Genomic DNA, 26,099 nt, shown 5'->3' with positions numbered 1-26,099 from the left:
ACTGCTTATGCAGTCTCCCTCTATTGTTTTGGCGAACTTTTTGCCAAAGCAACTGAAAAATGACTGAAATTAATAGAAATGTGCTTGATTCTGCCATTATTGTTATGATAATCTTTTTACAGAAATTCTTCTCTCATAAGGATGAATCATCCTTTGCAACCAATTTGAAAATGAAAAACTGTTGAAATGAAATATTGTTTCATTTATGATAAGCTAGTCACCAACTTCTTGTTGTTGCATGTATAGAATTCTTAAAAGCTGTGAAGAAATGTATAATAGCTGGATTTTCATGAAACTTTTTTGGGAGGAGGTGAAACATTAAATGAACAAAACAGAATTAATCAACGCTGTAGCAGAAGCTAGCGAATTATCCAAAAAAGATGCAACGAAAGCTGTAGATGCTGTTTTCGATACAATTTTAGAATCTTTGAAAAAAGGTGACAAAGTTCAACTCATCGGTTTTGGAAACTTTGAAGTGCGTGAGCGTTCAGCGCGCAAAGGTCGCAATCCTCAAACTGGTGAAGAAATTGAAATTCCGGCAAGCAAAGTGCCTGCGTTTAAACCAGGCAAAGCTCTTAAAGATGCAGTTGCTGGCAAGTAATGAAATGAACGCACACAATTAAGAAATGAGTAGCGACTACATATGCTCGCTGCATTTCTTCACAGAATAAGCCCCTTTTTGGGGCTTTTCCTATTTAGGCGAGATTGTTCAAAGGTTTTATTGAAAAGATTTCTGTTCTATTTGCGGGAAAGGAAGCTTCATTTTGCTTTTTTTTCATTAATTGTGCTAGAATCGGTATGAATGAATGACAATAGGAGGAGCCGAGTATGCCAAAAATTAATAAAGAGCAAATAGAACAGGCAGTACGTTTAATTATAGAAGCTATAGGGGAGGATCCTAATAGGGAAGGATTGGCTGATACACCTAAGCGGGTTGCCAATATGTATGAGGAAATTTTTTCAGGTATAAATCAGGATCCTAAAGAATATTTTCAAACCGTATTTGAAGAGGATCATGAAGAGCTTGTTTTAGTAAAGGATATTCAATTTTTTTCAATGTGCGAACACCATCTAGTTCCTTTTTTCGGTAAAGTACATATTGCATACATACCAAAAGGCGGCAAAGTGACTGGACTAAGCAAACTAGCCCGCGCTGTTGAAGCGGTTGTAAAAAAACCACAGCTGCAAGAACGGATTACATCAACGATTGCCGACAGCATAGTCGAATCATTGGATCCTCACGGTGTGATGGTTGTTGTTGAAGCGGAGCATATGTGCATGACAATGCGCGGAGTGAAAAAGCCTGGATCAATCACTGTAACGTCAGCAGTCAGAGGATGTTTTTTGAATGATGCTGCGGCAAGAAGCGAAGTGTTGTCATTAATAAAAAAATAAACGGTAGGTGTTGATAGATGAATCCGAATCAAAATGATTATGTGGTTATTAAAGCAATTGAAGATGGCGTCAATGTGATTGGTTTGACAAGAGGTTCCGATACTAGGTTCCACCATTCCGAAAAGCTTGATAAAGGAGAAGTAATGATTGCTCAATTTACGGAACACACTTCTGCCATTAAAATTCGCGGCAAGGCGCTTATTCAAACAAGCTATGGAGAGATTGAGAGCGGCGAGAGAAAATAAGCAGGATTTCTGCTTTTACTTTTTCGACAAAGCCTAATGAAAAAATGTGGTTATGATATAATAAAATTTGTAAATGTTAGTATAGAGATATATGGGGGACAAGGGTGATAATGATGGAAATCTATCAAAAGCTGGAGCAAATAAAACGTTCGCTAGACCAATATTTTTCACATCCTGTGCTTAAACAATATATTCAAAAGCCTGTAATTGATGAAGACAAGCTGCTATTGTTTTACGCGCTTTTTGAAGAAGCGGAAATAGCAGATGAAAAGAAGGAAAAATATGTTGTGACCGCCATGCTTGTTCAATCAGCCCTTGATACCCATGATTTAGTAACGACAACGGAATGTGAAAATAAGAAGCTTTTTGTTGAAAGACAATTAAATGTTATTGCAGGTGATTATTTCAGCGGACTATATTATTTTATTCTTTCTGAAATTCAAGACTTGAAAATGGTTCGTGCGCTTGCAACCGCGATTAAAGAAATTAATGAGCATAAAATTCGTCTTTACGACCGAAGCTGCCAGTCGATTGAAGCAATAGTCGAAAGCATCGTCATTGTGGAAACCGCGTTATTTCAACGGATCGGAGAGCATTTTCAAATTGAGACGTGGCCGGAAATTTCCAAAACATATTTAACATATAAACGTTTATGTGAAGAAAAACATAAATACGATAAAAATAGCCAGTCCGTTTTAACACAATTTCAAAAGAAATCTAAAAGCCCGATTGATTTAGTTGGAACTTTCATAGAATGCTGCAATCATTATTTCTGGGAAATTAATAAACTGTTGGAAAAAAGTCTGAAATATTCGCCTGCCGTAAAACAATTTATTATGAACCGAATTCATGTATTACGGTTTTCGCATATGATAGTGGAGGAAGGTTAAAAAATGCAGCAATCGAAAGAAGAACGTGTGCACCGCGTATTTGAAAAAATTTATAAAAATTATGACCGGATGAATTCTGTGATCAGCTTTAATCGTCATATTGCATGGCGAAAAGAAACGATGCGGAGAATGAATGTGAAAAAAGGTTCCTACGCACTCGATGTTTGCTGCGGAACGGGGGACTGGACGCTTGCGCTCGGGGAAGCAGTCGGGCAAAACGGAAAGGTCATAGGACTTGATTTTAGCCAAAATATGTTAAGCATCGGTGAGGAAAAGGCAAAGGAAAGACAATTTTCCAATATTTCATTTATTCACGGCAATGCGATGGATTTGCCGTTTCCTGAAAACGAGTTTGATTATGTGACCATCGGGTTTGGCCTCAGAAATGTTCCTGATTATATGCAGGTTCTATCGGAAATGTACCGCGTATTGAAACCCGGAGGAATGGTAGTTTGTTTGGAGACATCACAGCCGACCTTGATTGGCTTCAAACAGCTTTACTATTTTTATTTTCGCTTTATCATGCCTTTATTCGGCAAGATATTTGCTAAAAGCTATGAAGAATATTCTTGGCTGCAGGAGTCCGCGCGTCAATTTCCTGGCATGAAAGAGCTGAAAAAAATGTTCGAGCAAACTGGTTTTATAAATGTAGAAGTGAAGCCATTTACAGGCGGTGTTGCAGCAATGCACTTAGGTTATAAACCGAAATTGGAAACAAAGGTGAAATAAATGAAGTTAAAATCATTCTATTCCTTTTTAACAAAAGACCTTGAAGTGATTGAAAATGAATTGCTGTCTTCCGTACAAACAAAAGATCCGTTAATACGTGAAGCCGGGATTCATCTTCTTCAAGCAGGGGGAAAACGGATTCGCCCTGTTTTTGTATTGTTGTCAGGAATGTTCGGAGATTTTAACATTGACCGTATGAAACCGGTTGCCGTCGCTTTAGAGCTGATTCACAGCGCCTCATTGGTACACGATGACGTCATCGACAATGCTGAGCTGCGAAGAGGAAAACCAACAGTTAATGCAAAATGGGACAATCGCATTGCCATGTATGTTGGAGATTACTTATTCGCACGGGCTCTTGAAATCATAACAGAGCTGGACGATCCGCTTATTCACCGAGTTCTTTCGAAAGCTCTTGTTGAACTCTGTTTAGGAGAAATCGAACAAATCAACGATAAATACAATTTTGATCAGTCTTATCGGACGTATGTCAAACGAATTAAAAGAAAAACAGCTTTATTAATTGCTGTCAGCTGCCAATTGGGCGCTCTTGCCTCCGGCGCTCCAGAATCCGTTTGTAAAAAGCTGTATTTGTACGGTTATTATGTTGGAATTTCGTATCAAATTATTGACGATCTTTTAGATTTTACCTCTACGGAAGAAGAGCTTGGAAAACCAGTTGGGAGCGATTTACTTCAAGGAAACATTACCCTTCCTGTTTTGTTTGCCATGCAAAATGAAGAATTAAGAAAAAAAATTGTCAAAATCAATAATCAAACAACTGCTGAAGAAATCAAGCCGATTATTTATGAAATTAAAAAATCAAGAGCAATCGAACAGTCGATGAATATTAGTGACCGCTATTTGCAGAAGAGCTTTCATCAATTGGAAGGCCTCAAGCACGGGAAAGCGCGAACTTCGCTATACAATATTGCCAAATATATTGGAAAAAGGAAATTTTAGTTTGCGTAACCGCTTTAATAATGATACTATTTTCTTGTGGATTTTGTACTTATACATAAAGAAATTTTCGAGGTGGATGTGTTGATGGAAAAGACGTTTTTAATGGTAAAGCCTGATGGTGTACAACGGCAGCTGATTGGACAAATCGTTTCAAGATTTGAGCAAAAAGGGCTGAAGCTTATCGGTGCAAAATTAATGAAAATCTCTGAAGAATTGGCCCAGCAGCATTATGGAGAACATAAAGAAAAGCCTTTTTTCAATGAACTCGTTCAATTCATCACTTCAGGACCGGTTTTTGCAATGGTTTGGGAAGGCGAAAATGCAATCGAAATTGCCCGTCAAATGATGGGAAAAACCAATCCAAAGGATGCCCTTTCTGGAACAATTCGCGGCGATTTTGGTTTAACAGTAGGGAAGAATGTAATTCACGGTTCTGATTCACCTGAAAGCGCTGAGCGGGAAATTCAATTGTTTTTTAAAGCTGAAGAGCTTGTAGAATATGACCGTGAAATTGATGCATGGATCTATTAACATCTGACCCTAATCAAACAATGGTTTGATTAGGGTTTTCTACATTACATTCGGGGGAAGATCGGAAAGTGACAGATAAGGACTATGTTGCATTTATCGAAAAGATAAAAAGAAAAAGTGGGATTGACCTGTCGTTATATAAAGAGACTCAAATGAAAAGAAGATTAAAATCATTGTATGAAAAAAAAGGCTTTCAATCCTTTCACGAGTTTTTTTTAGCGATGGAAAAGGATCAATGTTTATACAATCTGTTTTTAGATCGGATGACTATTAATGTTTCTGAATTTTTTCGCAACTATCAGCGCTGGAACATCCTTGAAAAAAAATTGCTTCCGCGTTTGCTGGATGGTAAAAAACATATAAAGGTTTGGAGCGCTGCCTGCTCAACGGGAGAAGAACCTTACACAATTGCGATGATTTTAGCACAAAATTCGCTATTGAAAGACTCATATATATTAGCCACAGATATAGATGAACAAGCGATTAAAACAGCACAAATTGGAATTTATCCGGAAAGATCGCTAAAAGAAGTACCTCTTGAATATAAAACTAATTATTTTCAGCAAGAAGGCTCTTTCTATCATGTAAAAGAAGACATTAAACGCTCGGTTACTTTTAGAAAGCATAATTTGCTGTCAGACCGCTTTGAAACAGATTTTGATTTGATCGTATGCCGAAACGTCCTCATTTATTTTACTGAGTCTGCGAAAAAAGAGCTTTATGAAAAATTCAGCAACTCGCTTAGACGAAACGGGATTTTATTTGTTGGCAGCACAGAGCAAATTTTCACTCCGGAAAAATATGGATTAAAAACGATCGAAACGTTTTTTTATACACGATTGTAGCAATAGCAAAGATCTTTCTATTCAAACAAAAAATCTTATGGTATAGTTACGTAAAAGCATAAAAGCATAAAAGCGTTAAAGTGTTATGGGAAGGAGTTTGCTAGTATGAGATATTTGACAGCAGGGGAATCTCACGGCCCGCAATTAACGACGATTATAGAAGGAGTTCCGGCAGGGCTTCCTCTAACGAAAGAAGACATCAATATTGAGCTTGCAAGAAGACAGAAAGGCTATGGCCGCGGTCGAAGAATGCAAATCGAAAAAGACCAGGTGCAAATTCTAGGCGGAGTGCGCCATGGCGAAACGCTAGGATCACCAATAGCGCTAGTTGTAGAAAATAAAGACTTTGCCCATTGGACGAAAATTATGGGGGCAGAGCCGATTTCCGAATCGGAGAAAGCGGAAATGAAACGAAAAATTACGAGACCTCGCCCAGGCCATGCCGACTTAGTCGGGGCGATCAAATACGGACATCGTGATATGCGCAACGTGCTTGAACGCTCTTCTGCCCGGGAAACAACTGTCAGGGTGGCAGCAGGAGCTGTTGCGAAGAAAATTTTGTCTGAACTCGGCATTCAAGTGGCAGGACATGTCATTGAAATTGGCGGTGTCCGTGCGCAAAAATTGGACTATTCGACGCTTGCTGAGTTGAAGGAAAAGACAGAGAACTCACCTGTGCGTTGTTTAGATGAAAATGCGGCTCAGCAAATGATGAAGGCGATCGACGAAGCAAAAGAAAAGGGTGATTCCATCGGCGGCATCGTTGAGGTGATTGTTGAAGGAATGCCGCCTGGTGTCGGCAGCTATGTTCATTGGGACAAAAAGCTGGATGCCAAAATAGCGCAAGCGATCGTAAGCATCAACGCGTTTAAAGGGGTTGAATTCGGCTTGGGATTTGAAGCGGGACGGAGTTTTGGCAGCGAAGTTCATGATGAAATCCTTTGGAGCGAAGAGAAAGGATACTATCGCAAAACAAACAATCTGGGAGGCTTTGAGGGCGGCATGACGACCGGCATGCCCATCGTCGTCAGAGGAGTCATGAAGCCAATTCCAACACTGTACAAGCCTTTGCAAAGCGTTGACATTGATACGAAAGAGCCTTTTTTGGCGAGCATTGAACGATCGGACAGCTGCGCAGTCCCGGCTGCAAGTGTTGTGGCGGAGGCAGTTGTTGCATGGGAAGTAGCCAAAGCGATCGTTGAACAGTTTGGTCTTGATCGCATTGACCTTATTCGGGAAAATATCGAACGTATGAAACAATATGCGAGGGAATTTTAATGGAACAGATGATGATTCAAACGAAAAGTCGCCCGTATCCAGTTTTTTTAGGAGACGGAATTATCGATAATGTCGGAGAATGGCTTCTGTCTGTTTGCAATAATCCTTCGAAAATTTTGATCATTACTGATCAAACAGTCAAGGATCTGTATGGCGGAAAATTAGAGTCGGTATTAAAAGCATTTGATTTGGACGTATTGACATGTGTTGTTCCGAGCGGCGAACAGTCTAAATCATTTGAAACGTACTATAAATGCTTGACCTTTGCTTTAGAAAACAATCTGGACAGAGAATCCGTGATCATTGCTTTTGGCGGCGGTGTAGTGGGTGATTTAGCAGGCTTTGTAGCTGCAACATTTATGAGAGGAATTCCGTTCATTCAAGTGCCGACGACCCTTTTGGCTCATGACAGTGCTGTCGGGGGAAAGGTGGCCATTAACCATCCGCTCGGAAAAAATATGATCGGGGCTTTTCATCAGCCTCATGCCATTATTTATGATACACAGTTTTTAAAAACACTGCCTCTTCTAGAAATCCGCTCAGGATTTGCGGAAGTGGTGAAGCACGGCTTCATCAATGATCGTTCATTTGTTGAAAATTTAATGAAAACGATCCATTCGTTGAATCATGTAACAAGCGAACAACTGCAATGGTTTATACGAAAGGGAATTGAAGTGAAAGCAGAAATTGTCGCTGAAGATGAAAGAGAAACGGGAAAAAGGGCGTTTTTAAACTTCGGTCATACTCTCGGCCATGCGCTCGAAGCGGAGTTAGGTTACGGGAAGATTTCCCACGGAGATGCCGTTGCATGCGGCATGCTGTTTGCTCTATGGCTGAGTGAAAAGATATTCCGCAAAGATTTTCAATATAAATCGATCAAAAATTGGTTTAACGAAATCGGCTTTCCCGTCAAAATCGATGAAACCATTCAAACCGAATCGCTTCTCGAACGAATGAAAAAAGACAAAAAAACGGTACATAGCCAGATTCGTTTTGTACTTCTCGAGGATATCGGCAATCCGGTACTTAAGACGTTTGACACGCATACATTATATTCATTTCTTAATGAGTGGAGAACGGAGGGATGCGTTTGATAAGAGGTGTTAGAGGGGCCATCACCGTTTCGGAAAATAATGAAGAACAGATTGTTGAAAGCACGGAGAGGCTCTTAAGGGAGATGATTCGATTAAACAACATTGCCCCTGAACAAGTAGCTTCCGTGTTTATTTCGGCGACAAATGATTTAAATGCCTGCTTCCCTGCAAAAGCATTAAGAAATATTGAAGGCTGGAAATATGTTCCTGTGACATGCATGCAGGAAATAGCCGTTGAAGGCGCCCTTGAGAAATGCGTAAGGGTGATGATGCATATTAATACAGAAGCCGCCCAAAACGATATTTGCCATGTTTATTTAGAGAAGGCAAAAATTTTACGACCGGATCTTGTTGACAAATAATGCTGTATCCGATAATATGGCGAATAAGAAAGTTTTTATATGACCTGAAATGAGCTGAGTTTAGTTAAGGGTAGTTGAGAATGAGTCGAGGAAGTAATAGATGAGTGGTTTAGGAAGATAGATTGATCGACTGCCCAAAAACGTAATGTTTTTGGGCATTTTTATTATCAATTTCATCCCTCAAAAACGATCCTCTATGACTCATTCTCCAAATACTTTGGAGGAGTGAGTACTTCAATGGCAACAACCTTTCAAGATTTTTTGCAGGATTGCCGCAAATATAAGACGGTTCCCATTATCGAGCAATATCATGTCGATATGCTGACACCTATCCAAATATTTCAAACGCTGCAAACCGATGCTTGTTATATTTTAGAAAGCAATGACAGCGAGTCGAACTGGTCCAACTTCTCGTTTATCGGTCTTGAGCCGATGTATTTTATCAAGGAAGAAAATGGAACGTTCCAGCTGCAAAATCGAAAACAGATGGTCATGGACAAAGATGTTTCGTTATCAGCATTGTTTCATAGAATGACGGTAAGCTTCAATGTAAAAAAAGTGGCGATCGATGTGCCGTTTTCAGGCGGAGCTGTCGGAAAAATCGATTATGATGCGGTCAGCCTATTTGAAAAGATTCCAGCTCATCGTCATGCTGACAGAACCCATTCTGTATGTGAACTGGTCATTTGCCAAACGGTCATTGCATATAGCCACAAGGAAAAACTGCTGACATTTATTCATTATAGAGAGCTAGAAGGAAACGAAAGCGAGCAAGAGCTGAAGCAAATATTTGAGGCGGGAAAGGAACGCATTTTTCAATATCGCAATGAATTAAAAAACGTCAAGCCGGAAGGAAATATTTTCATCCCGTCAAACAAAGAACCGGTTTCTTTCGCCGGATTTGAATCGAATTATACAAAAGAACAATTTTTGCATCATGTTGAAAAAATGAAGGAATATATTCGTTCTGGCGATATATTTCAAGGAGTTCTTTCGCAGCGCTTTGAAAAACAAGTATCGGTAACCGGTCTGCAATTATATCGAATTTTAAGAATTATCAATCCTTCCCCTTATTTATTTTATATAAAACTATCAAACCAAGAGCTAATCGGCAGTTCACCGGAAAGATTGATTCATGTTCGCGACGATTATGTTGAAATTCATCCTATTGCCGGCACGAGAAAGCGGGGCAAAACAAAGGAAGAAGATAGAAGACTCGTTCGCCAATTGCTGCAGGATGAAAAAGAACTAGCGGAGCATTATATGCTTGTTGATTTAGCAAGAAATGATATCGGCCGAGTTGCTGAATACGGGACGGTCAAAACACCTGTACTTCTGGATGCAGCTTATTTTTCACATGTTATCCATCTCATTTCAAAAGTGAGAGGAAAATTGAGAAAAAGCATTCATCCGATTGATGCATTAATTTCGGCTTTTCCAGCCGGAACCGTTTCAGGAGCCCCAAAAATACGCGCGATGGAAATTATTCATGAGCTGGAGCCGACTGCCAGGGGGAGCTATGCGGGGACTGTTGCATACATCAGCTTCGATGGAAGCATTGATTCATGCATCACAATTCGGACGATCACGCTGAGCAATCAGAAGGCATATGTCCAGGCGGGGGCTGGGATCGTTGCCGATTCTGTTCCTTTAAAAGAATGGGAAGAAACAAGAAACAAAGCGAGTGCGCTCATTCAAACGATCGAATTAGCAGAACAATTGTTTTTAGAAAAAGGGAGGAAGAGGGCATGAAGCATATATTGGAGAAGTGCATTAATGGTGAGACTCTTTCAGCATCTGAAGCAGAAGATATTATGAAAAAAATCATGGAAGGAAAGGTTCCGGACAGTCAAATTGCCAGTCTCATCACTATTTTACGATTTCGCGGCGAAACGGTCGAAGAGATGACGGGATTTGTGAAAGCGATGAAGGAAAATATGACTCAGCTTGAAGGATTTGAAAATGCAGTTGATACTTGCGGAACGGGCGGAGATGGAGCATCAACATTTAACATTTCAACCGCATCTGCCATTGTTGCTTCATCGTTGGGAGTGAAAGTCGCAAAACACGGAAACCGCGCTGTTTCTTCAAGAAGCGGCAGCGCTGATGTGCTCGAATGTTTAAACATCCCAATCCAAACAACGCCTGAAGAAGCTAGAAGAAGCCTGGAAGAAACGAATATGAGCTTCTTGTTTGCTCCTCTCTATCATTCATCGATGAAGCATGTTGCCAAAGCAAGAAAAGAAGTGGGATTCCGAACGATTTTTAATTTGCTCGGGCCGCTGGCTAATCCGGCCAATACAAAACGACAAGTGCTTGGCGTTTCATCATTGGAGCATGCGGAGAAAATGGCTGAAACATTAAAACATTTCCGTTCAGAGCATGTGCTGTTAGTATCAGGAAGGGACGGATTGGATGAAATTTCGATCAGTGATGAAACGGATGTCGTAGAACTAAAAGATGGGAACATAACAAAATATACGATTTCTCCGGAACAATTTGGAATGAATCGAGGGAAGCTTGAAGAAATACAAGTCTCAGATGCGAAAGAAAGTGCTAAAATGATAGAGGAAGTACTGAAAAATAAAGGAAATGAAAGCGTGAAGAACATTGTAGCATTAAATTCGGCTGCAGCTCTTTACGTAGCAGGAAAAGCAAAAAACATTTCTGATGGGGTACAGATGGCTTTAACAGCCATAAAAGACGGGACCGCCTATCAGCAATTAAAGAGATTGGCCATCCGAAAGGAAGAGAGCTATGCTTGATACGATCATAAGAGTTAAAGAACAAGAAGTGAAAGAACTTGATTTGACGCAATTAGACAAAAAAGCATTCGAAAAAAGATCATTTTTCGATGCTCTTCAAAACCCGAACCGTTTTCTTGGGCTCATTGCGGAAGTGAAGAAGGCATCGCCGTCCAAAGGTGTCATTCGTGAAGATTTCGATCCTGTCGATATTGCAAAAAAATATGAGAGAGGGAAGGCAGACTGCTTATCTGTTTTAACCGATCAAAAGTTTTTTCAAGGGTCAACCGCATTTTTGTCTGAAATTAAAGAAAAGGTGAAACTTCCTGTTTTGCGCAAAGATTTTATTATCGATAAAAAGCAAGTGTATGAATCGAAATGGATCGGAGCGGATGCCATTTTGTTAATCGGGGAGGCTCTTCCGCCAAAAAAATTAAAGGAGCTTTGGGATGAAGCGGTCAGCTTAGAGCTGGATGTGCTGGTGGAGGTCCATTCTGTCGAGACTCTTGAAAGAATACTAGATATATTTGTACCGAATATACTGGGGGTGAACAACAGGGATTTAACAACCTTTCATACGGATATTCATCATCTGGAAACGATTCAAAAATATGTGCCGAAAGATATTTTATTGATCAGTGAAAGCGGCATAAGCACGATGGCAGATTTGCAAACGGTGTATGAATATGGAGCAAAAGGCGTGCTTGTCGGGGAGTCGCTCATGCGGAAAAAAGATCCGGAACAAGGAATTTATGAGCTGTTTAAGGAGAGTGTAAAGTGAGACTCGTCAAAATTTGCGGCAACCGCACATTTGAAGATACAGCTGTTTCCATCAATCAAGGAGCCGATTATATCGGCTTTATCTTTTCCTCTGAAAGCAGACGGCAGGTGAAGGCAAATGATGTCGGCAGGTGGATGGAAGCTTTTCCAAAAGAAATGCGTCCAAAACTAGTAGGCGTATTTGTTCATCCGACGATTCAATTTTTAGAGGATGTGCTAGCAGCGGTCGAATTAGACTGCATACAGCTGCATGGCGATGAAGATGAAGAATTTGTAAAACAGGTAAAGGAAAAGTTCGGTCTTTCTGTTTGGAAAGCTCTCCCTCATCATGAACATGTGATAGAGGAAATGGAAAAATTTTCACATTGGGTGGATGGATATGTGATTGACAGCCGTGTGAAAGGAATGTGGGGCGGAACAGGCGTTGCTTTTGACTGGTCAAATGTGTCCGATTATACAATATGGGCGAAAAATCACCGGAAGCTTTGTTTTATTGCGGGCGGCATTACACCTGAAAACATAACAGAGCTGCTTGAAAAAGGCGCTGAAAACATTGATGTTGCAAGCGGTGTTGAAACAAATGAAAAAAAAGATGTCGAAAAAATAGCAAAATTAATAGAGAAGGTGAAAGGCTGATGAAATATCCTGATGAATATGGCAGGTTTGGAGAATTTGGAGGAAAATATGTACCAGAAACGTTAATGAAGCCGTTGTATGAATTAGAAGAAGCATTAAAGGATGCATTAAGTGATTCTTCTTTTCAACAGCAATATCATCAAATGCTGCAAAAATATTCCGGCAGACCGACCGCTTTAACATTTGCAGACCAATTAACAAAACATGTCGGGGGAGCAAACATTTTTTTAAAACGGGAGGATCTCAACCATACTGGTGCCCATAAGATCAATAATGCCATTGGTCAAGCGCTTCTTTCGAAAAGAATGGGAAAAAAGAAGCTTATTGCTGAAACAGGTGCCGGACAGCACGGTGTAGCATCAGCAACTGTCGCTGCGAAATTTGGCATGGACTGCAAAGTATTTATGGGAGAAGAAGACATCGATAGACAGCGCCTCAACGTTTTTCGGATGCAACTGCTAGGTGCTGAAGTAGTGCCTGTTACAAGCGGAAATAAAACATTAAAAGACGCTGTGAATGAGGCGATCCGATATTGGGTTCAGCATTGTGAAGACCATTTTTATTTAATGGGCTCAGCTGTCGGTCCGCATCCATATCCGATGATGGTAAGAGAATTCCAGCGGATCATTGGAGATGAAGCGAAAGAGCAGTTTTTCAACGAGTTTGGCAAGCTGCCGGATGTTGTCATAGCTTGTGTGGGCGGAGGAAGCAATGCGATCGGGATGTTTACACCGTTTTTAGAAGAAGATGTAAAGCTTATTGGAGTGGAAGCAGGAGGAAAAGGAGTGGAAACGGGTGAACATGCGGCAACAATTACCAAGGGGACGAAAGGCGTTATTCACGGTTCGATGACGTACTTATTGCAAAATCAATACGGTGAAATTATTGAGCCTTATTCGATTTCTGCCGGCCTCGATTATCCGGGTGTCGGTCCGGAGCATGCTTATTTAGCAAAAATAGGGCGTGTCGTTTATGAATCTGTTACAGATGAAGAGGCGATTCTAGCACTCGAAACATTGGCGAAAACAGAAGGAATATTAGCCGCAATTGAATCTGCTCATGCCGTTGCAAAAGGAATTGAAATAGCAAAAACTTTATCAAATGAACAGTCAATTTTAATTTGTTTGTCCGGACGGGGCGATAAAGATGTTCACACTTTGATGAAAACGAAAGGGGGAGTTGAAAATGGTTTCTAACAAAAGCATGTTTCAACAGTTTGACAAGCTTTTTATTCCTTTTATTACAGCTGGAGATCCGAATGAAGAGTTGACCATTGATCTCGCCCTTATTTTAGAAAAATGCGGGGCGTCAGCCATTGAGCTTGGCGTTCCCTATTCGGACCCGCTTGCTGACGGCCCCGTTATTCAACAGGCATCCATCCGGGCAAGAAGAAATGGAATGAATATTGAAAAGGCGATGGAATTAGCATATAAAATGAAAGAAAGAGGTTTAAAAATTCCGATCATTCTCTTTACTTATTTCAATCCTGTGCTACAATTAGGAGAAAAATACTTTTTTACTTTAATGGAGAAAAATCGATTAGAAGGACTTCTCATTCCTGATCTCCCGTTCGAAGAAAGCGGATGGATGCGAAAAAAATGTGACGAGCATGGGATTTATTTTATCTCTATGGTTGCTCCCACTTCCTACAATCGAATAAAAAAAATTGCTGAAAACGCCGCAGGATTTTTATATTGTGTTTCATCTCTCGGGGTGACGGGTGAGCGCCAATCATTTGATGAGCGCGTTTCTGATTTTATCTCTCATGTAAAGAAGTATGCGGAAGTTCCGGTGGCTGTCGGGTTTGGCATTTCGTCGAATGAGCATGTAAAAAAATTTTTCAAAATAAGTGACGGCGTCGTTGTGGGCAGTGCGATTGTTAAACAAATTGAAAAGCTTATTCCGCTTCTCACAAATGCGAATACAAAACAGAGCGGGTTACAGGAATTTGAAAGGTTTATTCACGGTTTGCTCCATTAGGGGATGAAAGAGGTGTTAAGGTTGGAGGTAAAAGAACAGTTAAAGTCGCTGAAACCATACGAACCTGGAAAACCAATTGAACAAGTAAAAGAACAGTTTGGTCTAACAAAGGTGATCAAGCTTGCATCAAACGAAAACCCGTACGGTTGTTCTGATAAAGTGAAACAAGCGATACAAGAGGAGCTTGAATCTCTTGCGATCTATCCTGACGGCTGTAGTGCAGAGCTGCGAAAACAGGTGGCAAAGCATGTAGGCGTAAAAGAAAATCAGCTCATTTTCGGAAACGGATCAGATAATATTATACAAATTCTGTCACGTTCACTTTTGAGCGAAGGCTTCAATACCGTAATGGCGTCACCGTCATTTTCCCAATACCGGCATAATGCGGTGATCGAAAATGCCGAAATTCGTGAAATTGAACTTGTAGATGGGCGGCACAATTTGGATAAAATGGCAGACTCTATTGATTCCAAAACAAAAATTGTATGGTTATGCAATCCGAATAACCCTACAGGAGTTTACATAAGTGAAGAAGAGCTTATTAATTTTTTAAACAAAGTGCCGAAGGATGTCCTTGTCGTATCTGATGAAGCGTATTACGAATATGTGACGGCGGAAGATTATCCAAATTCAGTCGCCTTATTGGATCAATTTCCAAATCTATTAATTTTACGGACGTTCTCAAAAGCATACGGCCTAGCTGCACTCCGAGTAGGATATGGAATTGGAAATGAAGAACTCATCCGCTTAATTGAGCCGGCAAGGGAACCTTTTAATACAAATCGTCTTGGACAAAAGGCTGCTATTGCAGCGCTAAACGATCAAACTTTTATCGAAACCTGCAAAAAATTGAACCGGGAAGGGCTCAAACAATACTATGATTTTTGTGAACAATTTGGTCTTGAGTACTTCCCTTCGCAAACGAACTTTATTTTAATAGATTTTCAAAAGGATGCGGATGAGCTTTTTCAACAGCTGCTTGAAAAAGGATTCATCGTCCGTTCAGGAAAAGCTCTCGGATTTCCGACATCGCTGAGAATTACTGTCGGAACAGAAGAGGAAAATGAAGCACTGATTCAAACTTTAAAGGAACTACTTTCCTAAAAGAGGTGAATGCTCACCTCTTTTTTTACCAAAAAGCAGAAACAGGTGGTTTTTTGTGGAAAAAGTTTTTATCATTGGTCTTGGTTTAATCGGCGGATCGATTTCACGTGCAATTAAGAAAGAGCATCCATCGGTTCAATTGGTCGGATATGATATAAATAACGATCAAGTGCAAATGGCAAAAAAATTGGGAATCATTGATCAATCAGCAGAATCTATTAAGGAAGGCGCTGAATCAGCGGACGTTATTATTATTTCAACTCCCGTTGAACAAACATTGAACGTTTTAACGTTTTTGGGAGAACTAAGCTTGAAAGAAGGAGTCATTATCACAGATGTCGGCAGCACAAAGAAAAAAATTGTCGATCATGCGAGCGTTTCTTTGCCGAAAACAGTAACATTTATTGGCGGTCACCCAATGGCGGGCTCACATAAATCAGGCGTTGCGGCAGCGAAAACTCATTTATTTGAAAATGCGTTTTATATTTTAACGCCTGGCAGCAACGAACGTCCGGAAAAAATAGAACAATTAAAAAAGCTTTTAAAGGGAACAAAAGCGCAATTTATTGTCATGACACCTGAAGAACATGATTCCATTACCGGGGTCATTAGCCATTTTCCGCATTTAATCGCGGCAAGCCTCGTCCATCAGGCAGAAAAGAAAGAAGAAATGTTTCCAATTATTAAGCGGCTTGCGGCCGGAGGATTTCGCGACATTACCCGAATTGCGTCAAGCAACCCGGTTATGTGGCGCGATATTATTGTTCACAACCATGATGTATTAATCGAGTTGTTTGATGAATGGATTCAAGAAATGAAGCAAATTAAACAATTCATTGAGAAGCTCGATAAAGAACAGCTTTATACATATTTTGAAAAAGCGAAGACATATCGAGACGGATTGCCTGAAAGGGAAAAAGGAGCTATTCCGTCCTTTTATGACCTTTATGTCGATGTTCCGGATTATCCGGGGGTTATTTCTGAAATTACCGGTTATTTAGCAAAAGAGGAAATTAGCATAACAAATATTCGAATTTTAGAAACGCGTGAAGAAATTTTTGGTGTTTTGCGCATCAGCTTTCAGTCGGATGAAGACCGGATGAAGGCGAAACAATGCATTGATCGCTACACGAATTATGAAACATATATACTGTAGTTGGGGTGATACAGATATGAATCAAGGGCTTGTTTTGACAAAAAAACATTCGCTGAATGGAACTATTGAAGTTCCCGGCGACAAATCGATCTCCCATAGGGCGGTTATGTTTGGGGCAATTGCGGAAGGAAAAACAACTATTCAAAACTTTTTAACTGGAGAGGATTGTTTAAGCACCATTTCATGCTTTAAAGAGATGGGGGTTTCGATCAAACAGGAAGGAACGAATGTAACAATTGAAGGGAAAGGATTTTCCGGACTGAAAGAACCTGTCAACATTTTAAATGTTGGGAACTCAGGCACCACGACAAGATTAATGCTGGGCATTTTAGCGGGACGTCCTTTTCATGCATGCATTATTGGGGATGAGTCAATTGCGAAAAGACCGATGGATCGTGTAACAGCTCCTTTAAGACAAATGGGAGCTCATATTGATGGACGGAATAACGGATCTTTTACCCCGCTGTCTTTGCGCGGCGGGAATTTAAAAAGCATTTATTACAAATCCCCAGTAGCGAGTGCTCAAGTGAAGTCATCGATTTTGCTTGCAGGTCTTCAAGCAGATGGAACCACAACAGTTGAGGAGCCGTATCAATCAAGAGATCATACGGAACGTCTTTTGTCAGCCTTTGGCGTCCATGTGAAAAAACAAAATTTGACCGTTTCGGTAGAGGGAGGACAAACATTAAAAGGCGCCAATATTTATGTGCCTGGTGACATTTCTTCCGCTGCTTTTTTCCTTGTTGCGGGAGCCATTGTTCCGGACAGTTCAATCAAGCTGAAAAATGTCGGCATTAACCCAACAAGAACAGGGATTTTAGATGTTTTAGAAAATATGGGTGCAGAGATCGAGATTATACCTACATTAGATTCTGCCGAACCGATGGCTGATATATCGATCAGGACATCTGAGTTAAAAGGAACCGAAATTTCAGGAGAGCTGATTCCGAGACTGATTGATGAAATTCCGATCATTGCCCTTCTTGCGACACAGGCTGAAGGAACGACAGTTATTAAAGACGCCGAAGAATTAAAGGTAAAAGAAACAAATAGAATTGATACAGTTGTCGGCGAGCTGAAAAAGCTTGGAGCGGATATTGAAGCTACAAACGATGGAATGATCATTCGCGGAAAAACAAAGCTGAAAGGAGGAACGAATGTTTCCAGCCATGGAGATCACCGCATCGGCATGATGCTCGCGATTGCCAGCACTATTTGTGAAGAACCTGTGGAATTAATGCAGCACGAGGCAGTCAGTGTATCCTATCCTGCTTTTTTTGACCATTTGAATTTGCTTTCCAAAACCATCTGAGTTTGTCAGATGGTTTTTGTCATATTTTTATCAACCTTTTCATAGCTTGTCTAAAAAAGCTATTGAGGTGGGAAAATGGCATATATTATTGATCAAATTCGTTTAATGGAAAACAATCAAATTGTGACGCGCTCAATACTCGTTGACGGAAATCAGTTTCGTTTTAAAGAAAAGCAATTAGATCAGTTTCGATTTATGAAAATGGACGGATCGCCCTATTTCATGACACCTGGCTTTGTCATGCTTGACCAAAACATTCAGCATTTAGAACAAAGCCATTCGTTCAAATTATATGTGAAAAATTTGATCCAAAAAGGCTGCACCTTTTTAATAGCTGCTGTTGATTTGCCGTTTGAAAGACAATGGGATGAAAAGAAAAAACATATTCGCAAAGTGATGATGAATTCGCCGATCGATTATGCGATCGCTGCAAAAATCCCAATCGACCGGCTGACTCCTTCAATCATCAGAATGCTAAAAAGAGAAAAAATTACTGTGATTATCGTGGAAATTAAACAGATTGCTGAGCTTGATGATGTTCCATGGGAATGGATTCGTGAGACTTTATTTCCAAAGCAAACTCCAATTTTTCCCCATTTTTCTTCAGAAGATCAATCCATCTTCCATCAGTTGAAAAGCAAATGGCAGCAAATTGTAAAAAAATATAAATTGCCATCATTGGAAGAATGTCCTGAAAACGGTGTCCCACTTACGAAAGAAGCATTAATGAAAATCGGTCTTTATCCGATTCGCGGCGAAATTTTAAGCGGAAGCAATGTTGATTATAATTTATTTCGGATGATCGATTTAGTTGAAGAAAATAATTATCTAGATTATTATAATCATAACCCAGAAGTGATCGTTCACAACGGAAGCGTTTTGAAAGCAGGAGAACAAATATTTTATAAACCAGGGTTCGGAAAAGAAGTGCAGCTGAATGCACCAGGACGCTTCAATATTTATTCGCAGCCAATAAACAAGTACTGAATTTAGAAGGGGAGTTTTAGGTTGAATAAAAAAATGAGCGAAGCCGTTCAATTAGTTGAAAGCGGCCAAGTGGAAAAAGGATTGAAAAAACTTTCATCCATTGAAAAAGAGTTAAATGATGAAGAAAAGTTTGAGCTTGCGGAAAAATATTTTCAATGGGGCAGGACAGATGAAGCGTTAAAAATAGCTGAGGAGCTGTCGCAGCTATACCCTGATGAATCTGCTATCACTCTTTTTTTGGCGGAAATATACATTGAGCTTGACGATGAAGAAAAAGCGATTGATCTGCTGAATGAAATTGATCAAGAAGATGAATCATATCCGCAAGCCCTTCTTCTTATGGCTGATTTGTATCAATTGCAAGGCTTATATGAAGTCAGTGAACAAAAGTTGAAGGAAGCCAAGAGAAGATTGCCTGAAGAGAAAGTAATTGATTTCGCATTAGCCGAGCATTATTTTCATCTCGGAAAATATCGTCAAGCAATCGACTTTTATAGAGTAGTCCTAGAGGAATTTGAAAATATAATGAATGTAAATATTCATAAACGAATAGGCGAGTCTTTATCTGCTTGCGGTGATTTTGAAGAAGCCCTTGCTTATTTTGAGAAAGCGGTGGAAGAAGAGGATTTGGACACATATTTCGCTTATGGGATGACAGCTTTAAATGCAGGCCAGACAAAAACAGCGATTGCACAATTTGAACGAATAAAGGAATTGGACCCTACCTACCACTCACTATATTTATATTTGGCCAAAAGCTATGAACAGGAAGGGATGGTGGAAAAAAGTTTTCAAATTGTTCAAGAAGGTTTGCAGGAGGATCCATTTAATAAAGAGCTTTATTTATTCGGCGGGAAAATTGCCTTAAAGCTCAAAGATGTAGACAATGCAGTAAAATTGTTAAAAAAAGCGCTGGAGCTTGATCCGGGTTATATAGAAGCAATCATAACACTTTCAGGAGTGTTGTTAAACCAAGGCAAATATATGGAAACGATCGAGATGTTGACGGAAATCGTAGAAAGACATGAAGAATATGATCCTCATTTTGACTTCAATTTAGCGATCGCTTATCATCGCACCGAACAGTACGAAAAGGCATTAAAGCATTATGAAAGTGCATATAATAATTTTAAAACAGACCCGGAATTTTTGGAGAATTACGCTTATTTTCTGCTTGAAGAAGGGGAGCGGGCAAAGGCTAGGAAGCTTTTTGAAAAAGCGCTGGAGCTTGATCCAGGCAACATTGAATATGAAAATATGCTGCTCGAATTGGAGGACAATTTTTAGGCGGAATTGGAAGGAATTCAACGCAACTATGTTGAATTTTTGAATTAGATGGAAAGCAGAGGAGGGTTAAAGATGAAAGCCCCTGTTTCTGTTAACGAGAAGAAAGAATTTATTCGCTGGTTTTTAAATCATTATCAGTTGAAAAGACGGGAATGCGTATGGATATTAAATTATTTAATGAGCCATGATTCATTAATGGAAAACGTCCACTTTGTAGAGCATGCCAAATTTTGTCCGAGGGGAATGGTCATGTCCACCCACTGTGTGGATGATGTTCCGTTTAGATTTTATAAAGAAAATGTGATGACAACAGATGCAGAAAAGTCTTTTCACGATATTCGCTTGAATAAAGATGAAGACTTGTATATCCAGTTAAACTTTCGCGCTCAATACCGTTCCCCGGAATATGCTGCCGTTTTAGTTGAAAATCCATATTTGCCTAAAGATATGCAAAGAAATGAGAAAGACCGATTGCTTGCGGAAAAAATTTTGGAGGAGTCAATTAAAAAATTTCAAAAAGAAAAACTCCTCCGCTTAATTGATGAAGCGTTGGATGCTCACGATGAAGAGGCGTTTCGAAAGCTTGTAAAACAATTGAACAATTTAGGATGTTAGGCAATGTGCACAGCATTGCTTTTTTATTTTGCTTATCAGTTTTATAATGAGTAAGGAAAAATAAAAAATAGGGGCTGAAATCAGTGAAATGGCAAATGGTTGATATCGATTCTTTTCTTCAATCAAGGGAGTACGTTGATACTGCAGTTGTTCCTCTCCTATCGGTATCTTTTGATGAGGAACTGAAAAGAAGTGCGTCAAAAGCAGATTTTATTAAGATTGTTTCACAGGAGCTTGAACGGCAGTTAAAGGGGCGGATCATGCTGTTACCTCCGTTTGTTTCTTTAAAAAATGACGACATTGATTTGGATAAACTGTTAAAAAAGTGGAAAGATACGATTAAACAGCATTTTCAGCATGTCATTTTTTTAACATGTGAAGAAAGATGGCGCAAAGAAGGTGATGAATTTATATGGATTCCGTCAATCCCAATAGAACATATGGATCAGGATGTAAAGCGAAAGGTTGTTCAGGACCAAATCGAACAAATTATGAACATTTTATTACAATATTGGAATCGAACCTAAAAACCCTTTCAATCCCTTGTTTCTAACGATATGATTATATTGACCTTCTACAAAGATTGATATATCATGAGTATGTCCTAGTTTTATATGTTTCTGTATATGTCCATTATGGACTAGCTTGAGATAGAGGGGGGAAAAAGATGAGCGAGAATAAACACCGTGTTTCAAGACGTCAATTTTTAAACTATACGCTAACGGGTGTAGGCGGCTTTATGGCTGCGGGCATGCTCATGCCGATGGTTCGTTTCGCTGTAGATCCTGTATTGCAGCCGAAAGCAGCTGGAGAATTTGTTAATACAAATGTAAAGGAATCAGACATTAAAGAAGAACCGACACGCGTTGACTTTACCATTAAACAGAAGGACGCGTGGCATGAAGCTGAAGAGCCAAAATCCGCGTGGGTTTATAAAAATGAAAAAGGAGAAATTGTTGCACTTTCTCCAATTTGTAAACACCTTGGCTGCACAGTAAACTGGAACGGGGATAAATCAAACCCTAACATGTTCTTCTGTCCTTGCCACGGAGGATTGTATGAGAAAAACGGCGACAATGTCCCTGGAACACCGCCTTCTGCTCCGCTGGATGAATATGAGTACAAAATTCAAGATGGATTTTTATATTTAGGAAAAGCTAAACCAAGAGGGGGGGCGTAATAAGTGCTCAACAAATTGTATGATTGGGTTGATGAACGGTTAGATATCACCCCTTTATGGCGCGATATCGCAGACCATGAAGTTCCCGAACATGTTAACCCAGCCCATCACTTCTCAGCATTTGTATACTGCTTTGGGGGTTTGACGTTTTTTGTTACAGTGATTCAAGTGCTGTCTGGCATGTTTTTAACGATGTATTACGTGCCGGATATTAAAAATGCATGGGAGTCTGTCTATTATTTGCAAAATGAAGTGGCGTTCGGACAAATTGTTCGCGGTATGCACCATTGGGGAGCAAGCTTAGTCATCGTCATGATGTTTTTACATACTTTACGTGTATTTTTCCAAGGAGCATACAAAAAGCCACGCGAGCTTAACTGGATTGTCGGTGTACTCATTTTCTTCGTTATGCTAGGTTTAGGTTTGACAGGCTATTTATTGCCTTGGGACATGAAAGCGTTATTTGCGACAAAAGTTACCTTGCAGATTGCTGAATCGACACCGCTTATTGGTGAGTACGTCAAAATTTTGCTTGCAGGGCATTCCGAAATTGTCGGTGCGCAAACATTGACTCGCTTCTTTGCGATTCATGTATTTTTCTTGCCTGCTGCATTATTCGGATTAATGGCAGCGCACTTCTTAATGATTCGCAAACAAGGGATTTCAGGTCCGCTATAAAATCCGGCTTATTCTTTTTTAGTAAGTTGTTCGTGGCGAACCGCTTAACAAAGGAGGGGAAACAATGCATCGCGGAAAAGGTATGAAGTTCGTTGGAGATTCTCGTGTGTCGGCTGAAAGAAAGCCGAACATACCGAAAGATTACTCCGAATACCCAGGGAAAACTGAAGCTTTTTGGCCCAACTTTCTTTTAAAAGAATGGTTAGTTGGCGCGGTCTTTTTAATTGGCTTTTTATGTTTAACCGTTGCCCATCCGTCACCGCTTGAGCGGGTTGCAGATCCTACGGATACTGGTTACATACCGCTTCCTGACTGGTACTTCTTATTTTTATACCAGCTTTTAAAATATTCTTATGCATCAGGTCCTTATACCGTTATCGGTGCAATCGTAATACCTGGACTGGCATTTTCTGCGCTACTTCTTGCTCCATTTTTGGATCGCGGGCCAGAACGCCGTCCGCATAAGCGTCCGGTTGCTGTAGGAATGATGCTGCTAGCTGTAGCTTCCATCGTTTATTTAACATGGGAGTCGGTTGAGCATACGGACTGGGAATTAAAAGAGGAACAAGGGAAAATTAAAGCGGAAGCTAAAATTGATACAAATTCGGAAGGATACAAAATATTTCAGGAACAAGGCTGCGTCTCCTGCCACGGTGATAACCTGCAAGGCGGAGCGGCTGGACCTTCTTTAGTTGATAACGGATTGTCTCCGGAAGAAGTTGCGAAAATTGCTAAAGAAGGCGTAGGAAGCATGCCTCCTGGAATCTTTAAAGGTACGGATGAAGAGTTGAAAGTATTAGCAGAGTTTGTTTCTAGTGTTACATCGAAATAAAAAGAGCTGACATCGCGTTTGTCTGTATAGCTTGTAGAGAAAGGAAGATTTTTTCTCTACAAGCTTTTTTATTGTCTTATCTCCATTGACTGTGAAACAACTCTAACAATTAAGTCAGCAAGATTGATGCGATTGTATTTTCTTTTTGTAGACTGGTAAATGAAAAAATAGAGGAGGTCAATCGCCTTTGTTGACGGCTTTCTATCCATTTACTATTTTTTGACAAAATGATAAAGAAGGAGGGCTAGGACACCTGCTTATTATACGTTTCTCCTGTACACTCTAAACAAGCCACGTGTTCTAAATCGGCATCGGTTTCTATAGCCAGTATGCAAAGGCATTTACTGTTTTGATTTTATGATTTGTGCCCTCTGCTCATGTGTAGGTATGGAGTGTCTGAAAGTATTCCATGATTGGGGTATTTGATAATTGAATTTTGAGCTGCTCCAATTATATATTTCACGATCATCGACACAACGATATCGTTTCACATAAACAATTCAAAACAACAGTTTATTTCATAAGGGTAATTCACAGATTTTCTGAACATTTGTGGTGAAAAAAGCCGTAAAAGGACAGTGTTCTTGCTAAAACCTTTTCTCTATTTAAACATTATAATGTGTTTCAAACATATGTTAAGTAACGACTTAAAATTCTGGAAATTCTAGTCGCACAGAAAATATGTTCAACCTCCTGATAATTGGTTGCATAGCACTAACATTCATTTCAAATAATTCAAAAATATTTTCTTTTTTGTGTTATTTCACAAAAATTAATGAAGAATCTATTATAAATATAAATGCTGAGCTATAATTACTCATAACATTAAAATAAGGGGGAATTTTTTTTTGGATGGTTTTATTGAAACATTGAGTGGGTGGCTTTGGAGTACGCCGATGATCGTATTTTGTATTGGAATCGGAGTGTTTTTTTCATTTATGACAAAATTTGCTCAAATACGATTGATCAAAGATATGGTTCAGCAAATGTTTAAAGGAAAAAGTTCCAAGTCAGGAATTTCTTCTTTTCAAGCATTGTCGATCGCATTATCGGGACGGGTCGGAACCGGGAATATTGCTGGTGTTGCTACTGCGATCGCATACGGTGGTCCCGGTTCAGTATTTTGGATGTGGCTAATTGCTTTTTTTGGTGCTGCTACGGCATATGTGGAATCGACACTTGGCCAAATTTATAAAGAAAAAGTGGATGGGATATACTGCGGAGGACCGGCTTATTATATTGAAAAAGGGTTAAATCGACGTTGGGCCGGAATGGTTTTTGCTGTGGCTGCGATTGTAGCAATGAGTGTTTTAATGCCGGGTGTTCAATCAAATGCCATTTCTTCTGGATTTAAAAAAGCATTCTCCGTTGATCCGACCGTAACAGGAATCATCTTAGTTGTACTATTGGGAGTGATTATTCTTGGCGGAGTAAAAAGAATCGCCAACGTCGCTCAATTAGTAGTGCCTTTTATGGCAATCGGATATATACTTATTTCACTTATCATTATTATCATGAATATTGAAGCAGTTCCTGGTGTATTTAAACTAATTTTCTCTAGTGCGTTTGGAGCTAATCAATTATTCGGAGGGATTTTAGGAAATGCGATTTCTTGGGGTGTAAAGCGTGGGATTTATTCAAATGAAGCTGGTCAAGGAACGGGGCCGCATGCTGCTAGTGCTGCCGAAGTTTCCCACCCGGCCAAACAGGGGCTCGTACAGTCATTTTCTATTTACATTGATACATTGCTTGTCTGTTCAGCAACAGCTTTTATGATTTTGTTTACAAATTCCTACAATGTGTATGAGACTGATCAAAAATCATTGCTTGTAAACAATATTGGAGAAACTGTTGAAGTGGGTACTGCTTATACTCAAATTGCAGTCGATTCCCAACTACCTGGATTTGGATCCCCCTTTGTAGCAGTGGCATTATTCTTCTTTGCATTTACAACAATAATGGCATACTATTATATTGCCGAGGTAAATATTATATATTTGTTTAAGAAAAAAAGTAAGAATATACCGATTCTTGTCTTAAAGTTAATTTTTTTGGCTGCCGTCTTTTACGGAACGGTTCGGACATCTGATATCGCATGGACTTTGGGAGATGTCGGACTAGGATTGATGGTATGGGTGAACTTAATCGGTCTCGTATTATTATTTAAACCGGCCATCAGGGCGTTAAAAGACTATGAAAATCAGAAAAAACAAGGTGTTGATCCGACTTATGATTCTACAAAACAGGGTGTAAAAAATGCCGAATTTTGGGCAGACGGGTATAAACATGAAAATGAAGAAAGATCCTAAAGATTGCGTACCAACAATAAGCCCTTTTTTAACGTAAATTGGCGAGAAGTCGCTCACCTTTATAGGCTGTGTGATGAATCGCCCTTTCTTTTCACTTGTGTTATGATCAGTTTATCAAAGGAAATGATCTTAATATAACATTGGGATTAGATAGTAATAATCATTCA

28 protein-coding genes are annotated in these 26,099 nt (G+C 39.7%); all 28 read left to right on the top strand.

Annotated features, from left to right (window positions below; translation table 11 throughout):
- The first annotated feature begins 322 nt into the window (after positions 1 to 322).
- Entirely contained in the window at positions 323 to 601 is a 279-nt protein-coding gene (gene hbs / locus NSS70_RS13230; protein ID WP_063388591.1) for a non-specific DNA-binding protein Hbs, read from the top strand.
- Between the two features lie 227 nt (positions 602 to 828).
- Positions 829 to 1,395 (top strand): GTP cyclohydrolase I FolE, encoded by a 567-nt coding sequence (gene folE, locus NSS70_RS13225; RefSeq protein WP_066251953.1) that lies wholly within the window; start codon positions 829 to 831, stop codon positions 1,393 to 1,395.
- 17 nt (positions 1,396 to 1,412) lie between these two features.
- Positions 1,413 to 1,640: a trp RNA-binding attenuation protein MtrB gene (gene mtrB, locus NSS70_RS13220; protein ID WP_063388589.1), complete on the top strand. Its 228-nt coding sequence runs from the start codon at positions 1,413 to 1,415 to the stop codon at positions 1,638 to 1,640.
- A 110-nt stretch (positions 1,641 to 1,750) separates the two neighbouring features.
- Positions 1,751 to 2,530: a heptaprenyl diphosphate synthase component 1 gene (locus NSS70_RS13215; RefSeq protein WP_066251950.1), complete on the top strand. Its 780-nt coding sequence runs from the start codon at positions 1,751 to 1,753 to the stop codon at positions 2,528 to 2,530.
- Positions 2,531 to 2,533: 3 nt separating this feature from the next.
- Positions 2,534 to 3,259 carry a demethylmenaquinone methyltransferase gene (locus tag NSS70_RS13210; RefSeq protein WP_063388587.1) on the top strand — a complete coding sequence of 242 codons (726 nt, stop codon included), beginning with the start codon at positions 2,534 to 2,536 and terminating at the stop codon, positions 3,257 to 3,259.
- Positions 3,260 to 4,222 (top strand): heptaprenyl diphosphate synthase component II, encoded by a 963-nt coding sequence (gene hepT / locus NSS70_RS13205; RefSeq protein WP_340881767.1) that lies wholly within the window; start codon positions 3,260 to 3,262, stop codon positions 4,220 to 4,222.
- A gap of 84 nt (positions 4,223 to 4,306) precedes the next feature.
- Positions 4,307 to 4,753: a nucleoside-diphosphate kinase gene (ndk, locus tag NSS70_RS13200; RefSeq protein ID WP_063388585.1), complete on the top strand. Its 447-nt coding sequence runs from the start codon at positions 4,307 to 4,309 to the stop codon at positions 4,751 to 4,753.
- Between the two features lie 68 nt (positions 4,754 to 4,821).
- Complete coding sequence (locus tag NSS70_RS13195) at positions 4,822 to 5,598, top strand: CheR family methyltransferase (RefSeq protein WP_340881765.1); 777 nt, start codon at positions 4,822 to 4,824, stop codon at positions 5,596 to 5,598.
- 105 nt (positions 5,599 to 5,703) lie between these two features.
- Positions 5,704 to 6,876 (top strand): chorismate synthase, encoded by a 1,173-nt coding sequence (aroC, locus tag NSS70_RS13190; protein ID WP_063388583.1) that lies wholly within the window; start codon positions 5,704 to 5,706, stop codon positions 6,874 to 6,876.
- A complete protein-coding gene (gene aroB / locus NSS70_RS13185; RefSeq protein WP_063388582.1) occupies positions 6,876 to 7,970 on the top strand; it encodes a 3-dehydroquinate synthase in 1,095 nt (364 codons plus the stop codon). Before aroC ends, aroB begins: the two co-directional genes overlap by 1 nt.
- Positions 7,967 to 8,332: a chorismate mutase gene (gene aroH, locus NSS70_RS13180; RefSeq protein WP_063388656.1), complete on the top strand. Its 366-nt coding sequence runs from the start codon at positions 7,967 to 7,969 to the stop codon at positions 8,330 to 8,332. The genes aroB and aroH overlap by 4 nt, the downstream gene beginning before the upstream one ends.
- A gap of 237 nt (positions 8,333 to 8,569) precedes the next feature.
- A complete protein-coding gene (gene trpE, locus NSS70_RS13175) occupies positions 8,570 to 10,084 on the top strand; it encodes an anthranilate synthase component I (protein ID WP_327848139.1) in 1,515 nt (504 codons plus the stop codon).
- Entirely contained in the window at positions 10,081 to 11,097 is a 1,017-nt protein-coding gene (trpD, locus tag NSS70_RS13170; RefSeq protein ID WP_340881762.1) for an anthranilate phosphoribosyltransferase, read from the top strand. Before trpE ends, trpD begins: the two co-directional genes overlap by 4 nt.
- On the top strand, positions 11,090 to 11,857 hold the full coding sequence (gene trpC / locus NSS70_RS13165) for an indole-3-glycerol phosphate synthase TrpC (RefSeq protein ID WP_144598139.1): 768 nt from the start codon (positions 11,090 to 11,092) through the stop codon (positions 11,855 to 11,857). The genes trpD and trpC overlap by 8 nt, the downstream gene beginning before the upstream one ends.
- Positions 11,854 to 12,492: a phosphoribosylanthranilate isomerase gene (locus NSS70_RS13160; RefSeq protein WP_094246135.1), complete on the top strand. Its 639-nt coding sequence runs from the start codon at positions 11,854 to 11,856 to the stop codon at positions 12,490 to 12,492. The genes trpC and NSS70_RS13160 overlap by 4 nt, the downstream gene beginning before the upstream one ends.
- On the top strand, positions 12,489 to 13,688 hold the full coding sequence (trpB, locus tag NSS70_RS13155) for a tryptophan synthase subunit beta (protein WP_133309193.1): 1,200 nt from the start codon (positions 12,489 to 12,491) through the stop codon (positions 13,686 to 13,688). Before NSS70_RS13160 ends, trpB begins: the two co-directional genes overlap by 4 nt.
- On the top strand, positions 13,678 to 14,472 hold the full coding sequence (gene trpA, locus NSS70_RS13150; RefSeq protein WP_395994401.1) for a tryptophan synthase subunit alpha: 795 nt from the start codon (positions 13,678 to 13,680) through the stop codon (positions 14,470 to 14,472). The genes trpB and trpA overlap by 11 nt, the downstream gene beginning before the upstream one ends.
- A 21-nt stretch (positions 14,473 to 14,493) precedes the next feature.
- Positions 14,494 to 15,576: a histidinol-phosphate transaminase gene (gene hisC, locus NSS70_RS13145; protein ID WP_144598154.1), complete on the top strand. Its 1,083-nt coding sequence runs from the start codon at positions 14,494 to 14,496 to the stop codon at positions 15,574 to 15,576.
- Between the two features lie 55 nt (positions 15,577 to 15,631).
- Entirely contained in the window at positions 15,632 to 16,732 is a 1,101-nt protein-coding gene (locus tag NSS70_RS13140) for a prephenate dehydrogenase (RefSeq protein ID WP_144598140.1), read from the top strand.
- Positions 16,733 to 16,748: 16 nt separating this feature from the next.
- On the top strand, positions 16,749 to 18,044 hold the full coding sequence (gene aroA, locus NSS70_RS13135) for a 3-phosphoshikimate 1-carboxyvinyltransferase (RefSeq protein WP_144598141.1): 1,296 nt from the start codon (positions 16,749 to 16,751) through the stop codon (positions 18,042 to 18,044).
- Positions 18,045 to 18,119: 75 nt separating this feature from the next.
- On the top strand, positions 18,120 to 19,031 hold the full coding sequence (locus NSS70_RS13130; RefSeq protein WP_144598142.1) for a hypothetical protein: 912 nt from the start codon (positions 18,120 to 18,122) through the stop codon (positions 19,029 to 19,031).
- 21 nt (positions 19,032 to 19,052) lie between these two features.
- Complete coding sequence (locus NSS70_RS13125) at positions 19,053 to 20,318, top strand: tetratricopeptide repeat protein (protein WP_144598143.1); 1,266 nt, start codon at positions 19,053 to 19,055, stop codon at positions 20,316 to 20,318.
- A gap of 72 nt (positions 20,319 to 20,390) precedes the next feature.
- Positions 20,391 to 20,933, top strand: coding sequence for a ReoY family proteolytic degradation factor (locus NSS70_RS13120; protein ID WP_066251907.1), 543 nt, complete (start codon positions 20,391 to 20,393; stop codon positions 20,931 to 20,933).
- A gap of 83 nt (positions 20,934 to 21,016) precedes the next feature.
- Entirely contained in the window at positions 21,017 to 21,460 is a 444-nt protein-coding gene (locus tag NSS70_RS13115; RefSeq protein ID WP_339192994.1) for a YpiF family protein, read from the top strand.
- Positions 21,461 to 21,600: 140 nt separating this feature from the next.
- The gene (locus NSS70_RS13110) at positions 21,601 to 22,113 is read left to right on the top strand and encodes a QcrA and Rieske domain-containing protein (protein WP_063388569.1); all 513 of its coding nucleotides are present in this window, start codon (positions 21,601 to 21,603) and stop codon (positions 22,111 to 22,113) included.
- 3 nt (positions 22,114 to 22,116) lie between these two features.
- On the top strand, positions 22,117 to 22,791 hold the full coding sequence (qcrB, locus tag NSS70_RS13105) for a menaquinol-cytochrome c reductase cytochrome b subunit (RefSeq protein WP_063388568.1): 675 nt from the start codon (positions 22,117 to 22,119) through the stop codon (positions 22,789 to 22,791).
- A 64-nt stretch (positions 22,792 to 22,855) separates the two neighbouring features.
- On the top strand, positions 22,856 to 23,623 hold the full coding sequence (locus tag NSS70_RS13100) for a menaquinol-cytochrome c reductase cytochrome b/c subunit (RefSeq protein ID WP_063388567.1): 768 nt from the start codon (positions 22,856 to 22,858) through the stop codon (positions 23,621 to 23,623).
- A gap of 848 nt (positions 23,624 to 24,471) precedes the next feature.
- Entirely contained in the window at positions 24,472 to 25,932 is a 1,461-nt protein-coding gene (locus NSS70_RS13095) for an alanine/glycine:cation symporter family protein (protein WP_339196707.1), read from the top strand.
- The last annotated feature ends 167 nt before the right edge of the window (positions 25,933 to 26,099 follow it).

The organism is Aeribacillus sp. FSL K6-2848, assembly GCF_038004325.1.
Classification (GTDB): domain Bacteria; phylum Bacillota; class Bacilli; order Bacillales; family Aeribacillaceae; genus Aeribacillus; species Aeribacillus composti.
This window is presented reverse-complemented; position numbering and strand designations above follow the sequence as displayed.